Raw genomic sequence first — 15,265 nt, 5'->3', positions numbered from 1 at the left:
ACTCGTATGGCGACTCTATCGCCCGCTTCTGATTTTGCACCTGTGGCAGCCACCTCGGCCGCCCCTGTTAGTACGCGCGACCCGCGTCTGGATTTCTATCGCGGAATTGCGATGTTCATCATCCTGATTGCGCATATTCCCAACGACCCTTGGGCCAAGTGGATCCCTGCCCGGTTTGGTTTTTCGGATGCAACCGAGATTTTTGTTTTTTGTTCGGGCATGGCCTCGGCCATCGCCTTTGGCGGCGCGTTCCTGCGCAAGGGCTGGTGGATGGGCACTGCGCGGGTATCATACCGGATCTGGCAGGTTTACTGGGCGCATATCGGCCTGTTCTTCTTTGTCGCGATGACGATGGCTGCGCTGAATCAAACAGGCCTGTTTGAGAAGAACTACATCTCGTCCCTGAACCTGCAGCATTTCTTCAATGATCCTGCGCCGCAGATCGTCGGCCTGTTCACCCTGACCTACGTGCCGAATTATTTCGACATTCTACCCATGTATCTGGTGGTACTTGCAATGATGCCGCTGTTCATGGGCCTGTCCCGCATCGGATTCTGGGCGGTTGCAGCCACATCCGTTGCTATCTGGCTCGTGGCGCAGACCGACGTTCTGGACCTGCCTGCCGAGCCCTGGTCGGATCGTCAGTGGTTCTTTAACCCTTTTGGCTGGCAGTTGCTGTTCTTTACAGGCTTTGCATTCATGCGCGGCTGGATCCCGGCCCCTCCGGTGTCAAAAACGTTGATCTGGGCAGCGGCGCTGTTCCTGATCTTTTCAATGCCTTTCGGGTCGTGGAAAGTGTTCACATGGGTGAATGCCGCAGCCCCGGATTTGGCCGATGAAATCCGCAAAGTCTGGCCCGTCACGAAGGAATTCCGCGACAAGACCGATTTCGGTCTGTTTCGCTACATGCATTTCCTGTCGCTGGCCTATCTGGGCTGGGTCGCTGCTGGCGAGCATGGACACCGCCTGATCGCAACCGGTCAGAGCGCAGGCGCCAAAGCTTGGCAAATCGTGCTAACCCTGGTCACCAAAGTGGGTCAGCAATCACTTGCCGTATTCGTATTTTCCATGGCAGCAGCACGACTTATCGGCGTTGGGCTCGATATGTTTGGGCGGGATTTTGCCACTGTCTTTGTCGCTAATATGATTGGCTTTGCCATGATCATCAGCGTGGCCTATTTGGCCGCGTGGTTTAAGTCACAACCCTGGAAATCAAAGAAATGAAATTCACACGTCGCGCATTTCTGGCCACGACTTCGGCGCTTGCCTTCGCCCCGGCCACCTTTGCCGTGGGCGGAGAGGTCCCGTTTGACCGCAGTGACGTGATCTCGCTGGCCCGCGAGTTGGCCGCAAAGCCCTTTGCCGAGCGCGAGATGGTCCCGCAGGAATGGCAGGACCTGACCTATGAGCAATACCGCTCGATCCGGTTCCGCCTGGATCGCGCGATGTGGTACGAGACCGAGACGCCGTTCAACGTCGATTTCTTCACCCCTGGGCTTTATTTCCCCCGCACGGTTCAGGTGTCGACTGTGGAAGACGGCATGGCCAAACCCGTAGCCTTCGATCTGTCAATGTTTGACAAGTCGACCGAGGTCCCTCAGTTGCCCGTCGACGACACACTTGGTTTTTCGGGCCTGCGCCTGCGGACTGAAATGCACCGCCCCGGAAAAACCGATGAGTTCTGTGTGTTTCAAGGCGCCAGCTATTTCCGCGCCATCGGCCTGCACGAGGTCTACGGCCTGTCGGCCCGGGGGTTGGCGCTGAAAACCGGCGATCCGGATGGCGAAGAATTTCCCGAATTCATTCGTTTCTGGCTGGAACGTCCCAAGCCCGGTCAGCGCAACATGGTCGTTCATGCCCTGATGGACAGCCCCAGCGTGACAGGGGCCTATCGGTTCAATGTCACGGCAGGCGCGGATTGCGTGATGGAGGTCGAGGCCACTCTGTTCCCGCGTACGGAACTGACCCATGTCGGCATTGCACCCGGCACGTCGATGTTCCTGTTCGATCAGACCAATCACAGCCGTTTCGACGATTTCCGCCCTGCTGTGCATGACAGCGACGGGCTGCTGATCCGCAACGGCGCTGGCGAGGTCCTGTGGCGGCCTCTGGCAAACCCGACCCGCCTGCAGTTCTCGTCCTTTGTCGACATGAACCCGCGCGGGTTTGGCCTGATGCAGCGGAAACGCGCGTTCTCGGATTATGCCGATCTTGAAGCGAGTTACCACAAACGCCCCGGCCTCTGGGTCGAGCCAACCGGCGATTGGGGCAAAGGCGCGGTCACTCTGGTCGAAATCCCGGCTGATCAGGAAATCTACGACAATATCGTCGCCTATTGGCGCCCGATGGAGCCCTATGCGGCCGGAAGCCAGGTGGACCTGTCCTACCGCCTGATCTGGGGTGAAGAACCACAGCGCACCCCGATGCCACGCGTGATCAACACCGCGATGGGTGACAACACATTTGGTCACGGCCGTCTGGCAGTGATTGACTTTGAGGCCAGCGAGCTATTCGACGAACCTGAGGCGATGACGATCTTTGTGGACTCGCCCCATGCAGAGACCTCGGAAGGCGTCCTGCAGCGCAACCCCGATACTGGCGGCCTGCGGTTGGCCTTTTCCTTCGAGCCGGGAGACCGGAACCATGTGGAACTGCGGGCACAGTTGCTGAAAGACAAGCAGCCTGCCTCCGAAGTCTGGCTGTATCGTTGGACATCATGAGCAACGATCTGCATATCATGCCGCCTGAGGCACCCCTGGCGATGCCGGAGCAGAATTTCAGCGCTGGGTTCCGTGACGCTCAGGCGCCCCGCAGTAGGCAGGCATCTGCGGGATTCTGGCGTGCGCTGGCGTTCTCGCCTGCGATGGCGGCTACGCTGGGCATGCTTTGGGTCATGACCGACTGGTTCGGAGCCGAAGGGATCAATCTAATCGAAGCGATTCTGTTGGCTCTGATCTCATTCAACTTTTTCTGGATCTCTTTCACGGTCTGCACCGTGTTGTTGGGTATGATTTCCCTGTCGCGGCAGGAACAGCCCAAACGTCAGGGCCGCCCACAGGCGCTGCGCGTCGCGCTTCTTATGCCGGTCTATAATGAAGTACCCTGGAACGTGCTGGGCAACGCCCGCACGATGCTGGAAGACCTGCGCGCGCGGGATGGTCAGCACCACTATGCGATGTTCATCCTCTCTGACACCCGCGACCCCGAGATCGCGGCACAAGAACAAGCCAGCGTCGAAGCGTTGCGCACCACCCTCGCGCCGGGACTGGAACTGTATTACCGTCGGCGAGAACAGAACACAGACCGCAAGGTCGGAAATATCGCAGATTGGGTCAGCCGTTGGGGTGCGGATTGGGCTGCGATGCTCGTGCTGGATGCCGACAGCCTGATGACCGGCCGCGCCATCCTGCGCCTGACGAATTCTCTGGCGCGCGACCCCGGTGCGGGCCTGATCCAGAGTTACCCTCAGTTAATTGGCGCTCAGTCGGTTTTTGCCCGGATGCAGCAATTTGCCAATGGTGTTTATGGTATCGCCTTCGCCGAAGGTCTGGCCCGCTGGTGTGGTCAGGAAGGTAACTATTGGGGCCATAACGCGATCATCCGCACCAAGGCTTTTGCCAACTGCGCGGGGCTGCCAAGACTGCGCGCAATGAATGGTCAGGAACAACTGATCATGAGCCACGATTTCGTCGAGGCCGGCCTCATGCGTCGCGCCGGATGGGGCGTGCGGTTCCTACCGCGCATCCGAGGATCCTATGAAGAAACCCCACCAACGCTGATCGACCACGCGTTGCGTGACCGGCGCTGGTGTCAGGGCAATTTGCAACACCTGAAGTTGCTGGGCTCAACCGGATTCCGCGCTGTGTCGCGGTTCCACATGTTCCATGGAGCAGTCGGATATCTGATGTCGCCGCTGTGGTTTGCCTTGCTGGTGATGTGGGCGCTGATCGGTCAGGGTGAGGATGCCTCGGTCCTGCACTATTTCAGCCCCGACAATCCGCTGTTCCCGCAATGGCCCGAGATGTCGGAAACCCGCCACGTGCTGATCATTCTGGTCATGTATGCTATGTTGCTGGCCCCCAAGGTACTTGGCGTGCTTGCCCTGCCACTTAGCGGTGTGCGCTATGCGGATTTCGGTGGCGCAGGTAAATTCATGACCTCATTCATCTCGGAAGTCATCCTGTCGATCCTCTATGCGCCGATCCTTATGGTGCAACAGATGATCGCCGTCTTCCGGACAATTCTTGGTATTCAAAAAGGCTGGTCGCCTCAGGCGCGCGATGGTGGCAGCTATGGCCTGCGGACGCTGATCATCTGTCACGCGCTGGAAACTATCAGCGGTATAGCCTTGGGCGCCGGCATCCTATCGGGTCTGGTGTCAATCTGGCTGGCTCCGATTGCCATAAGCCTGGCCTTTGCCATCCCGCTATCCGCACTCAGCGGCGTTTCAACCTCACCGGCGCGGCGCATGGTCGGAATGAAAGAAGATGTTCAGGAACCGGCAATCACCCGATCCGCCCGTCTCCACAGGGATGAATTGAAGCGCCTGGTCGAAGGCAAAACTGTCATGACTCCTGCCGAGTGATCAACCACCCGGCAGGCCCTCGTACCACTCTACCATCATATCCGACCATCCCTGCGGCACGTTGTGACCACCTGGGAAAAGTGCGAATTCCAACATCGCGCCATCGGCGCATCCGGTCCATCTGCGGCGCATGAATTGCCCGGTCGTGGAAAATCCGCTGGGTTTGGTATCGGCGCATTCGTTTGCGACCCGCCAGATTTCCAGACCGGCAAAGATATCGCCCTGATGGAATCGACCACCGCCCAAAAGGCGCCCTTCCAGCGGGACTACATTGTCGGTCCAGCCATGGGTGTGAAACATACGCACCGGGCCATCGCAGGCCTCGGGATGCGGTCGCCAAAACCCACCTGAAACCGGAGCATAGGCCGAAAACGTATCCGGCGCCGCGCAAGCGAGGTAGTAGACCATGAAGGCCCCCGCAGAAAACCCGCCCAACACGACGCGGTCATCATCGACCCCGAACCGGTCCGACGCATCCTGAACCACCTCGCGCAGAAAAGCCGTTTCGTCACGCCCTTCCCAACCCGGGAAGAAATTCCAGCTTTGGCGGCCGTTACGCTCGGACCCCTCCGGTGCCATAACCGCATATCCGCGCGCAAGCAGAGGATCAACCAAGCTGCGGTTCTTCAGCGTTCCGGTCGCAGTCCCGCCATAACCGTGCAGAAACACCACCAGCGGTGGGTTTTCGGTTTCGGGAAGTTCGATATGGTACCCACCCGACGGCGTTTCGCACATGTCTTCCTGATCGACACAGGCGGCCATTCCTGCATTCGCGATCACGGCCATCCCAACCGACAGAAACAAGCTTCGGATCATTCTGCTTTCCCATCATAGTGTTGAACCGGCAGGCCTGCCCGGACCCAGCCCGGCCCTGCTGCTGAGCCTAACATACCCTCGGGCACGTCGATGATATTTTCGAATCCCGCCTCGGACAGCCGGTTGCTCAGCCGGGCCGAGCGCACACCGCGCGCGCAGATCAGGGCGATTGGGGCATCGAGGTCTCCGCCGACAATCTGCAGCAGCGCCTCATCAAAATCATCGCGACGCATGTCTAGGGGATGCGCGCCTTCGCCCACGCCCGAGGCATCCCATTCGCGTGGGGTACGGATGTCCACCAAAAATATATCTCCAAGCCTAGCTCGCTGATGCGCATCCCTGACACTGATCCGACCGCCCGCATAGCTCTGTGGGATCAGGCGGTATTCGCGGATCGCAAAACCGCCCAGAACAGCAGCCGCACCAAACAGCAGAACCTTTCGCCGTGTCCGGTTTGCCCCAGCAGCCACTGTAATCCCTCCTGATCCGATGCGGTCCTATGTATCACAGCAGCTTATCCAGTTCCGCGTCGAAATTAACCTGCCTGTTCAAGTTCGTGTCATCGCCGCTTTACCTGTACCATCCTCTGCCTTGGGGCCCCTGAACAGGCAGAATGGCTTGCAATCGCTGGACACTCCGCGAATTATCCTTACAAAATCAATAGCACTTTTGACCGCCCAGACCGGAGTATCGCAGTTGTCCCTATTCCTCATCGCGGCCCTTCCCTTCCTCGGAGCTGTATTCCCAGCCCTTTTGATCCGGGCTGGACGAAACGCAGCAGCCTCGGCCGCTGGGTTGACCACTTTTCTGGCGCTGATGGGGCTGTTGATTCACATCCCAACCGTGATGCGCGGCGAGGTCGTTACCGCCCGGTTCGACTGGATTCCGGCACTGGGCCTAAACGCCAATTTCATGTTGGACGGCCTTGGGTTTCTGTTCGCGCTGCTGATCCTTGGCATCGGTTTGCTGATCATCCTCTACGCCCGGTTCTACCTGTCGCGCGAAGACCCGATGGGGCAGTTTTACACCTATTTGCTGCTGTTTCAGGGCGCGATGGTGGGAATCGTTCTGTCGGACAATATCCTGCTTTTGCTGATATTCTGGGAACTTACCTCGCTTAGTTCATTCCTTTTGATCGGATATTGGAAACACCTCCCCGAGGGACGACAGGGCGCACGTATGGCGCTGGCTGTGACCGGCTCTGGCGGCTTGGCGATGATTGCGGGGATGCTGATCCTGGGCAATATCGTTGGCTCTTATGACCTAAGCGTCATTCTCCAGAACAAAGAGCTGATCCAGTCTTCACCCTATTACATGCCAGCGCTGATCCTGATTTTGCTGGGGTGTTTCACCAAATCGGCACAGTTCCCCTTCCATTTCTGGCTGCCACACGCGATGGCCGCCCCTACGCCAGTATCAGCCTATCTGCACTCGGCCACGATGGTGAAGGCAGGGTTGTTCCTGATGGCCCGCATGTGGCCCGTTCTGGCGGGTACTGATGCGTGGTTCTACATTGTGGCCACAACCGGCCTGGTAACCATGCTGATCGGGGCCTGCATCGCCCTGTTCAAAGACGATCTCAAGGCGCTGCTGGCGTTTTCGACCGTGTCGCATCTGGGCCTGATAACCATGCTGCTGGGGTTTGGAACCAAGATCGCCGCCGTTGCTGCCATCTTCCACATCATCAACCATGCGACGTTCAAAGCAGCCCTGTTCATGACCGCCGGGATCGTGGATCACGAGGCCGGGACCCGCGACATCAAGCGACTGGGCGGATTGCGCCATTTGATGCCAATCACCTTCACCATCGGGACGATTGCCGCACTTTCCATGGCCGGTCTACCTCCGCTGAACGGGTTTCTGTCCAAGGAGATGATGCTGGAGGAAACGGTCCACACAACCTGGCTGCATTCGCATTATCTTGTGCCCGGACTGGCGCTGCTGGCGGCCTTGTTCTCTGCAGCCTATTCGTTCCGCTTTGTTGGTCACGTGTTCCTTGGTCCAGTACGCGACGATTACCCAACCCATCCACATGACCCACCGGCCGGGCTTTGGCTTGCACCCGCTTTCCTGGTCGTGCTTGTCGTCCTGATCGGTCTTTATTCCAACGCCATCGTAGGTCCGCTGGTGGCAGTTGTTTCAAGTGCGGTAATCGGGGGCGAGAAGCTGCCCTATTATTCGCTGAAACTCTGGCACGGGTTTACGCCTGCCCTGTATATGTCCGCGTTCGCGACACTGGGTGGCCTGGCCTTGCTGACACAGCATCGGCGCGGTGAGTTTATCTGGAATGCGCTGCCCAGACCCGAGGCGAAAACTATTTTTGACGCAGTGATCGCTGCGCTTACGACGACCAGCCGCTGGGTCACAGATACTCTGCATAATGGTGTCCTCAGCCGGTATGCGGCCATCCTGATCGTCTTTACGGTTGGGCTGGGATATTACGCATTCGCAACCGGATCTATTGGCGTTGAAACACGCACGCCCCTACCCGTTCAGATCATTCCGTTCATTGGCTGGATCTGCCTGATCGCCGCGACGCTGGCCATCATGTGGTTCCACCGCAACCGGCTGTTGTCCTTGGTGCTGATCGGGGTCGTGGGCCTGATCGTCTCGATGGCCTTCAACTATCTGTCCGCACCCGACCTTGCCCTGACACAGATTTCTGTCGAGGTAGTGACGATGATCCTGCTGTTGTTGTCACTGAACTTCCTGCCCACGGACACGCCCTGGGACAGCAGCGCGGCGCGGCGTTGGCGGGATGCGGCAATTTCGGTCGTGGCAGGCATCGGATCAGGTGCGTTGATTTACGCGTTGATGCTGCGGGATTTCGGTTTCCCGAGCATTTCCGAATTCCATCTGGCCAATTCGTATAAGGGCGGCGGAGGCACCAATGTGGTCAACGTGATCCTGGTGGATTTCCGTGGCTTTGATACTTTCGGCGAAATCATCGTTCTGGGCATTGCCGCCCTGATCATCTTTGCCCTGACCGAGGCGGTTCTGGAAACCAATGTCCGGGGGTATTTGCTGAACCGTAAACCGCACTGGCCGCAATCGGGTGACTCTCATCCGTTGATGATGGTCGTGGCGACAAGAGTGATGATGCCGATCGCGCTGATGGTCGGGGCCTATATCTTTTTCCGCGGCCATAACCAGCCAGGCGGAGGGTTCATCGCCGGTCTGGTCGTCGCCATCGCCTATCTGATGCAATATATGGCCAGCGGCTATACCTGGGCCATCGAACGGCAACGGTTCTATTATCACGGCACAATCGGCTGGGGCGTTCTGATCGCCGCAGCAACTGGAATTGGCGCATGGTTCAATGAACGTCCCTTCCTGACCAGCGATTTCGGATATCTGAACTGGCCGCCGCTGGAAGAGTTCGAATGGGCAACCGCCATGCTGTTCGATACCGGCGTGTTCCTTGCGGTTTTGGGCGCGGTGATGCTGGCACTGGATAGCCTGTCCCGCTTGGCCTGGCAGCCCGGCATGGCGCAGGAATTCCCGATGGATATCAACCCGCTGCGGGACGATCCGCCTGAAGAAGAACAAGAAGAAAAGGAGCAGGTCTGATGGAAGCGCTCGTAGCCTCTGCGGTTGGCGTGATGACCGCCGCCGGGATTTTCCTGATCCTGCGTCGCCGGACTTTTCCGGTCATTCTGGGCCTATCTCTGCTGACCTATGCGGTGAACGTCTTTTTGTTTGCCACCGGGCGGCTGGCTTTGGACGCGCCGCCGGTTCTGAACAAATATGAAGAGGTCGCCTATACCGATCCCTTGCCGCAGGCCCTGGTGCTGACCGCCATCGTGATTTCATTCGGGATGACTGCGGTGATCGTGATGATCTCGCTTTCGGCCTACCTGTCGGCCAAGGATGACCACATCGACATGGCCGCCCATGACAATACGGACGCGCCGGGAGAAGACGCATGAACCATTGGATCGTTGCGCCAGTCGTCCTGCCCGCGATTCTGGCTCCGTTCATCATCATGGTCCTGCGGTACCACCTTGATTTGCAGCGCATATTCTCGGTCGCCGGTGTCGTGGCACTGCTTGGCATCGCCCTGACAATCACCGCACAGGCCGCAGGTGGAGATATTCTGGTCTATGAGTTGGGCAACTGGCCAGCGCCCTTTGGAATCGTGCTGGTGCTGGATCGGTTATCTGCCATGATGGTCTTGCTGACCGCGCTTTTAGCCCTTCCGATAGTGCTTTATGCGATTGCCTCCGGATGGGATGCACGCGGCAAGCACTTTCATCCCTTATTCCACTTTCAGCTTATGGGCGTATGCGGTGCCTTCCTGACAGGTGACGCCTTTAACCTGTTCGTGTTCTTCGAGGTATTGCTGATCGCGTCCTACGGTTTGATGACGCACGGCGGTGGAGCCGTTCGGCTCAAGGCAGGCGTGCAATATGTCGCCTACAACCTTTTGGGCTCAACGCTGTTTTTGTTTGCCCTTGGCACGCTCTATTCAGTGACCGGCACGCTGAACATGGCGGATATGGCTGTACGGATTGCCGAGCTTCCGCTCGAAGACACCGCTCTGATAAGAGTGGGTGCTGCCCTGTTGCTGCTGGTATTCTGCATTAAGGCTGCAGTTCTGCCGCTGCATTTCTGGCTACCGGCCAGTTATGCGAATGCTCCTATGCCAGTTGCAGCGCTGTTTGCGATCATGACAAAGGTCGGGGCCTACTCGATCTTGCGCATGTACACGCTTGGCTTTGGCCCCGAGGTATTGGTTGCGCATGATCTTGTGATCAACTGGCTGCAACCTGCCGCTTTGGTAACTTTGGCCGTTGGTACAATCGGCATATTGGGCTCACAACACATCGCGCGCCTTGTGGCTTTTTGCGCCATCGCGTCAATGGGTACCCTGCTGATCGCAATTTCCCTGTTCACCGAAACGGCCACTGCTGCCGCTTTGTTCTATATTTATCATTCGACACTGGCGACGGCACTGTTGTTCCTGATTGCTGATCTGGTGATCGAGCGGCGCGGAGGCGCAATTGCCCCAAAGCACCCAATGGCACAGACCGGACTGATTTCCGCACTGTTCTTTATTGGTGCGATTGCTTTGGCCGGGATGCCGCCTCTTTCCGGGTTCATTGGCAAACTGCTGGTCCTGGACGCCGCGCGAGATGCACCAGACGCAAATACGGTCTGGGCTGTGGTATTGATCGGCTCATTCGTAACCATAGTAGGGTTGGCCCGCGCCGGAACTTTGATCTTTTGGAAAAGCCATGACGCCAGCTTGACCACCGACCAAGCCGATACAACTGACGGCGAGACCGCCTTTCAGGCAGCCCCGGAACCTTCGCCCGGGTTGGCCTTTACGTCGGTATTTGCTTTGATCATCGGTCTGGTCATGCTGACATTGTTTGCCGGGCCTGCAATGAACTACGCTACCAGCACAGCGGAACAGTTGTTTGCACCCGAAAATTACATCTCGGCCGTGTTAGGGGTGGAAGAATGAAAAAACTGCTTCACCGGATATTCCCGCACCCGCATCTGACTTTCCTGCTGACGGTCGTGTGGATTTTGCTGGCAAACACACCATCGCTGAATTCACTTGTGTTTGGCCTTGTGCTGGGGATTATCATCCCCTTCGTCACACAGCCGTATTGGCCAGACCGGCCCGTTCTTCGGAATTGGCCGATGATCACCGAATACATATTGGTGGTTCTATGGGACATTGTTGTCGCCAACATGACAGTTGCCAGGATCATCCTGTTCAAACGGGATTCCGACCGTGAACCGAACTGGGTCTGCATTCCGCTGGAACTGCGCACACCCGAGGCGATCACGGTTCTGGCCGGAACCATCACCATGACCCCCGGCACCGTCAGTTGCGATCTGTCCGCGCAGGGTCACAACTTACTGGTACACTGCCTCGATGCGCCAAACCCGGACGAAGTACGCGATCAAATCAAGCAACGATACGAGCGCAGGCTAAAGGAGATTTTCGAATGATCGAGCTGGCAATCTACTTCGCCTTCGCCTGTTTCGGCGCAGCCATCATGATGTGCTTGTGGCGGATCATTACTGCCGATGGTGTAGGCACACGCGTTCTGGCGCTGGACACGATGGTGATCAATACAATCGCCCTCATGGTGCTTTATGGGCTGTTTCTGGGGACCGAAATCTTCTTCGAGGCCGCCATGATCATCGCCATGCTCGGCTTTGTCTCAACCGTTGCCTACGCGCGTTTTATGCTGCGCGGCAATATCATCGAGTGAGGGCGACATGTCGGTAATCTTCGAATTCCTGGTCGCCTTCTTCCTGGTTGTTTCAGGCATATTTGGTTTTGTCGGATCGTACGGGATGATCAAGCTAAAGGACCCGATGTCCAGGCTTCACGCCCCCACCAAAGCGACAACGCTTGGGGTGGGTGGCGTTCTGATCGCCTCAATCATCCATTCCGTATTGATCGAACATCACCTGTCTCTGCACGAGCTGCTGATCACGCTGTTTCTGTTCCTGACTGCTCCGATCACGGCCCTGTTTATTGCCAAATGGCATATTCACCGCCATGAAAAGCCCCAGGATCTGCCGGACGCGGGTGAGGACAAAATCTGGGCCACACATGCGGTCGAACAGGTCGAAGACGTTCCTGATCACAGAAACACCTGATACCTATGTATAGACCTCCGCTGCCCCTGACCCGCGATCTGGTTCTTATCGGCGGCGGTCATACGCACGCGCTGGTGTTGCGAAAATGGGGGATGAACCCTCTGCCTGGCGCGCGCCTGACGGTCATCAACCCCGCGCCTTCAGCCCCCTATTCAGGGATGCTGCCCGGTTTCGTTGCCGGTCACTACCGCCGGGATGACCTGGATATTGATCTGGTGCGCTTGGCTCGCTTTGCCGGGGCACGGGTGATATTGGGTGCCGTCGAAGGGTTAGACCCTGACCGGCAAGAGGTACATGTACCCGGCCGACCGCCCGTCGCCTATGATGTAGCCTCGGTTAATGTTGGCATTACATCCGACATGCCGGCCCTGCCTGGATTTTCCGACCATGCGGTCCCCGCAAAACCGTTAGGGTCTTTTGCCGCCAGGTGGGCCGAGTACCAATCTGGCGCAGGCGCCGCCTCGGTTGCCGTGATCGGTGGTGGTGTTGCCGGGGTCGAGTTGATCATGGCGATGGCGCACGCTCTGCGTTCCGCAAACCGCAGCGCCCGATTGACCCTGATCGACAATGCTCGGGCCCTGACCGCGATTGGCGCAAAGGCGGCCTCGATCATTCGCAATGCGATGGCTGACCTTGGCATCGACGTGATCGAACAGGCCGCCATCGTCGAAATTCATGCGGATCACATCCGGTTGGAGGACGGGCGCCAGATTGCGGCTGAATTCGTGACGGGGGCGGCGGGGGCCAAACCCTATGGTTGGATGGCGCAGTCCGGGCTGGATCTTCACGATGGATATATCACGGTGAATAGCAGGCTGCAGTCCAGCAATCCTTTTGTGTTCGCAGTCGGCGATTGTGCCCATCTGTCAGAAAACCCCAGACCAAAAGCAGGTGTCTATGCCGTCCGAGAAGCCCCGATTCTTTATGGCAATCTTCGGGCCTCGCTGGGTGCCGGAAAGATGCGCCCCTATCATCCGCAAAAAGATTACCTCAAGCTGATATCGCTGGGTGAGAAATCCGCATTGGCCGAGCGATTGGGAACCTCGCTCAGTGGTCCGTTGATGTGGAAATGGAAGAACCATATCGACCAGAATTTCATGAGTAAGTTCCGGAATCTGCCCCAGATGAAAGCAGCAGAGTTGCCCCGCGACCACGCTTTGGGCGTGCCCGAAGTCCTGGGTGAAAAGCCCATGTGCGGTGGGTGCGGCGCAAAGATTGGGCGTCGCGCTTTGCGCAGTGTTCTGTCTGATTTACCGCCCCCCGATCGGCAAGACGTAATACCGCTTTCAGGTGACGATGCGGCTTTGCTTCTCACCGGCGGCGCGCGGCAGGTGATAACCTCGGACCATTTGCGCAGCTTTACCAATGATCCGGTTTTGATGACACGGATCACGGCCATTCACGCATTAGGTGATATCTGGGCGATGGGTGCGGCACCGCAGGCCGCCACCGCGACGATTATTCTGCCTCGGATGTCACCCGCACTGCAACAACGTACCATGTCAGAAATCATGGCCACTGCTAGTGACGTCATCCGCGCAACCGGGGCCGAAATCGTCGGAGGCCACAGTTCGATGGGGGATGAGATGACCATCGGGTTCACTCTGACCGGCCTGTGCGAAAACGACCCGATCATCTTGTCCGGGGCCCGCAAGGGCGACGCTTTGATCCTGACCAAGCCGATTGGCAGCGGCGTGATCATGGCCGCCGAAATGGCCGGTTTGGCCAATGGCATCTGGGTCGCAGAGGCGTTCCGCCACATGGTTCAGCCGCAGGGCGAAGCCGCGCGCATTCTGTTCAGCGCCCATGCGATGACCGATGTGACCGGGTTTGGTCTGGCAGGGCATCTGCAAGGTATTTGCGGTGCCTCTGGCTGCGGTGCGGTAATTGCTCTGGATGCGGTTCCCGTGATGGCCGGGGCCGTAGAGCTCAGCACAAGCGGTGTTCGGTCCACGATCTTCGAGGACAACCGCGCCATCGCGCCTGAACTCGCCAACGGACCCAAGGCTGATCTTCTTTTCGATCCTCAAACCGCCGGAGGGCTATTGGCCGCTGTCCAAGCCGATGACGCGCCAGGCCTGTGTGCAGACCTACATGCGGCTGGATATCCGGCAGCAATCATCGGCATGATCGACGATACGCCGGGTGTAAAACTTCAGAGCTGATCCAGGACCTGTTCGACCCGCACAGCGACCTCTTTCAGACCGGTACTTGCCAGCGAGGGCACCTGGATCGAGGCTACAATTTCGGCGCTGTGTACGCGCGCCGACTTGGCATAAGCCGGGTCGTAATGCTGTTCCATAAGTGACCGTGTAAGGGCCAACTTGTTACCGCCGTCAATCAGCGCAAACCACCCATCCACCACCTCATGCCCACGGTGAGACCTCAGCGGCGACAGGAGATCTTTCAACCGCTCGGCATCGCTGAGGACATCGTCATATGCCGAGACCAGATATTCCGCGCGCGCTTCTATCGGGGCGTCAATCTGAATACGCACGGCCGCACACATGGCGGACCAAAGCCTCGGCGGCAGGATCAAAGAGCCGATTTTGGACGATTCCGCTTCGACTACGACGGGACGGGTGGGGGCAAAACCACAAAGTTCTGCGGCCAGCGCGGATTCGAATGCCTTTTGACTGGGTTGTCCGCCCGGCATTGCCCCCAGCAACGACCCCCGGTGATTGGCAAGCCCTTCGAGATCCAGAACCTGGACACCACGTTCCTGAAGGTGTGTAAGCAGCTCGGTCTTTGCTGTGCCCGTATACCCATCCAGAAGGACGAATTGAAACGGCAACGGATCGTCATAAAGATACCGGCTTACCAAGCGGCGATAGGAGCGATAACCGCCTTCGACAACCTCGGCCCGCCAGCCGATCTGTTGCAACATCCAGGTAAACGCGCCTGATCGCTGCCCACCGCGCCAGCAATAGACAAGGGGCCGCCATCCTCCTTCATGATGGGACAGGCTGTGTTCGATGTGATTGGCCGCATTCCTGAAAACCAAAGCCGCCCCCAGTTTGCGGGCCAGAAACGGGCTTTCCTGGACATAAATCGTCCCGACGCGCGCGCGTTCATCGTTATCCAGAACTGGCAGGTTGATTGAGCCCGGCAAATGATCCTCGGCAAATTCAGCCGGGCTGCGCACGTCTATGGTCGTGTCGAACTCATGCGCATATAATTGCGGAAGGCTGGTAAATTTCAGAACCATGTCAACGATCTAACGCGCGTGGGAACGGA

The 15,265-nt window shown here is 58.0% G+C and carries 13 protein-coding genes; 10 read left to right on the top strand and 3 right to left on the bottom strand.

The window, feature by feature from the left end:
• Nucleotides 1–6: 6 nt before the first annotated feature.
• Genes AC2FJW_RS05655 through mdoH form a run of 3 tightly spaced genes read left to right on the top strand, consistent with a single transcriptional unit; the run spans nucleotide 7 to nucleotide 4,585 of the window.
• Complete coding sequence (locus AC2FJW_RS05655) at nucleotides 7–1,224, top strand: OpgC family protein (protein WP_496749450.1); 1,218 nt, start codon at nucleotides 7–9, stop codon at nucleotides 1,222–1,224.
• Nucleotides 1,221–2,720, top strand: a complete 1,500-nt coding sequence (locus AC2FJW_RS05650; RefSeq protein ID WP_496749449.1) for an OpgD/OpgG family glucan biosynthesis protein — start codon at nucleotides 1,221–1,223, stop codon at nucleotides 2,718–2,720. The genes AC2FJW_RS05655 and AC2FJW_RS05650 overlap by 4 nt, the downstream gene beginning before the upstream one ends.
• Nucleotides 2,717–4,585, top strand: a complete 1,869-nt coding sequence (gene mdoH, locus AC2FJW_RS05645; RefSeq protein ID WP_496749448.1) for a glucans biosynthesis glucosyltransferase MdoH — start codon at nucleotides 2,717–2,719, stop codon at nucleotides 4,583–4,585. The genes AC2FJW_RS05650 and mdoH overlap by 4 nt, the downstream gene beginning before the upstream one ends.
• On the opposite strand, the gene AC2FJW_RS05640 is transcribed toward mdoH, so the two are convergent.
• Together AC2FJW_RS05640 and AC2FJW_RS05635 are read right to left on the bottom strand one after the other, a co-directional pair.
• Nucleotides 4,586–5,401 (bottom strand): CE1 family esterase, encoded by an 816-nt coding sequence (locus AC2FJW_RS05640; RefSeq protein ID WP_496707889.1) that lies wholly within the window; start codon nucleotides 5,399–5,401, stop codon nucleotides 4,586–4,588.
• A complete protein-coding gene (locus tag AC2FJW_RS05635; protein ID WP_496749447.1) occupies nucleotides 5,398–5,871 on the bottom strand; it encodes a rhodanese-like domain-containing protein in 474 nt (157 codons plus the stop codon). Before AC2FJW_RS05635 ends, AC2FJW_RS05640 begins: the two co-directional genes overlap by 4 nt.
• Nucleotides 5,872–6,097: 226 nt before the next feature.
• Here AC2FJW_RS05635 and AC2FJW_RS05630 point away from each other — a divergent pair, with 226 nt between their 5' ends.
• From AC2FJW_RS05630 to selD, 7 genes are read left to right on the top strand one after another with little or no spacing between them, the layout of a single operon-like run.
• Complete coding sequence (locus AC2FJW_RS05630; protein WP_496749689.1) at nucleotides 6,098–8,971, top strand: monovalent cation/H+ antiporter subunit A; 2,874 nt, start codon at nucleotides 6,098–6,100, stop codon at nucleotides 8,969–8,971.
• The gene (locus tag AC2FJW_RS05625; protein ID WP_142632852.1) at nucleotides 8,971–9,330 is read left to right on the top strand and encodes a Na+/H+ antiporter subunit C; all 360 of its coding nucleotides are present in this window, start codon (nucleotides 8,971–8,973) and stop codon (nucleotides 9,328–9,330) included. The genes AC2FJW_RS05630 and AC2FJW_RS05625 overlap by 1 nt, the downstream gene beginning before the upstream one ends.
• Entirely contained in the window at nucleotides 9,327–10,871 is a 1,545-nt protein-coding gene (locus AC2FJW_RS05620) for a monovalent cation/H+ antiporter subunit D (RefSeq protein ID WP_496749446.1), read from the top strand. The genes AC2FJW_RS05625 and AC2FJW_RS05620 overlap by 4 nt, the downstream gene beginning before the upstream one ends.
• A complete protein-coding gene (locus AC2FJW_RS05615; protein ID WP_496692434.1) occupies nucleotides 10,868–11,368 on the top strand; it encodes a Na+/H+ antiporter subunit E in 501 nt (166 codons plus the stop codon). The genes AC2FJW_RS05620 and AC2FJW_RS05615 overlap by 4 nt, the downstream gene beginning before the upstream one ends.
• Nucleotides 11,365–11,634: a K+/H+ antiporter subunit F gene (locus AC2FJW_RS05610; protein ID WP_142632846.1), complete on the top strand. Its 270-nt coding sequence runs from the start codon at nucleotides 11,365–11,367 to the stop codon at nucleotides 11,632–11,634. Before AC2FJW_RS05615 ends, AC2FJW_RS05610 begins: the two co-directional genes overlap by 4 nt.
• A gap of 7 nt (nucleotides 11,635–11,641) precedes the next feature.
• Nucleotides 11,642–12,028, top strand: a complete 387-nt coding sequence (locus AC2FJW_RS05605; RefSeq protein WP_142632844.1) for a Na+/H+ antiporter subunit G — start codon at nucleotides 11,642–11,644, stop codon at nucleotides 12,026–12,028.
• A 5-nt stretch (nucleotides 12,029–12,033) separates the two neighbouring features.
• Nucleotides 12,034–14,193, top strand: a complete 2,160-nt coding sequence (gene selD / locus AC2FJW_RS05600; RefSeq protein WP_496749445.1) for a selenide, water dikinase SelD — start codon at nucleotides 12,034–12,036, stop codon at nucleotides 14,191–14,193.
• Here selD and mnmH read toward each other — a convergent pair.
• Nucleotides 14,184–15,236 (bottom strand): tRNA 2-selenouridine(34) synthase MnmH, encoded by a 1,053-nt coding sequence (gene mnmH / locus AC2FJW_RS05595; RefSeq protein ID WP_496749444.1) that lies wholly within the window; start codon nucleotides 15,234–15,236, stop codon nucleotides 14,184–14,186. The two genes, selD and mnmH, sit on opposite strands and share 10 nt — an antisense overlap.
• Nucleotides 15,237–15,265 lie beyond the last annotated feature (29 nt).

Source organism: Ruegeria sp. CDSA020 (genome assembly GCF_059612345.1).
Note: the sequence above shows the minus strand (reverse complement) of the source record. Positions and strands in the feature narration are given on the sequence as shown.

Coding starts and splice junctions, on each gene's coding strand:
- AC2FJW_RS05655 (WP_496749450.1), top strand. CDS start 7: ATGGCGACTCTATCGCCCGCTTCTGATTTTGCACCTGTGGCAGCCACC.
- AC2FJW_RS05650 (WP_496749449.1), top strand. CDS start 1,221: ATGAAATTCACACGTCGCGCATTTCTGGCCACGACTTCGGCGCTTGCC.
- mdoH (WP_496749448.1), top strand. CDS start 2,717: ATGAGCAACGATCTGCATATCATGCCGCCTGAGGCACCCCTGGCGATG.
- AC2FJW_RS05640 (WP_496707889.1), bottom strand. CDS start 5,401: ATGATCCGAAGCTTGTTTCTGTCGGTTGGGATGGCCGTGATCGCGAAT.
- AC2FJW_RS05625 (WP_142632852.1), top strand. CDS start 8,971: ATGGAAGCGCTCGTAGCCTCTGCGGTTGGCGTGATGACCGCCGCCGGG.
- AC2FJW_RS05620 (WP_496749446.1), top strand. CDS start 9,327: ATGAACCATTGGATCGTTGCGCCAGTCGTCCTGCCCGCGATTCTGGCT.
- AC2FJW_RS05615 (WP_496692434.1), top strand. CDS start 10,868: ATGAAAAAACTGCTTCACCGGATATTCCCGCACCCGCATCTGACTTTC.
- AC2FJW_RS05610 (WP_142632846.1), top strand. CDS start 11,365: ATGATCGAGCTGGCAATCTACTTCGCCTTCGCCTGTTTCGGCGCAGCC.
- AC2FJW_RS05605 (WP_142632844.1), top strand. CDS start 11,642: ATGTCGGTAATCTTCGAATTCCTGGTCGCCTTCTTCCTGGTTGTTTCA.
- selD (WP_496749445.1), top strand. CDS start 12,034: ATGTATAGACCTCCGCTGCCCCTGACCCGCGATCTGGTTCTTATCGGC.
- mnmH (WP_496749444.1), bottom strand. CDS start 15,236: ATGGTTCTGAAATTTACCAGCCTTCCGCAATTATATGCGCATGAGTTC.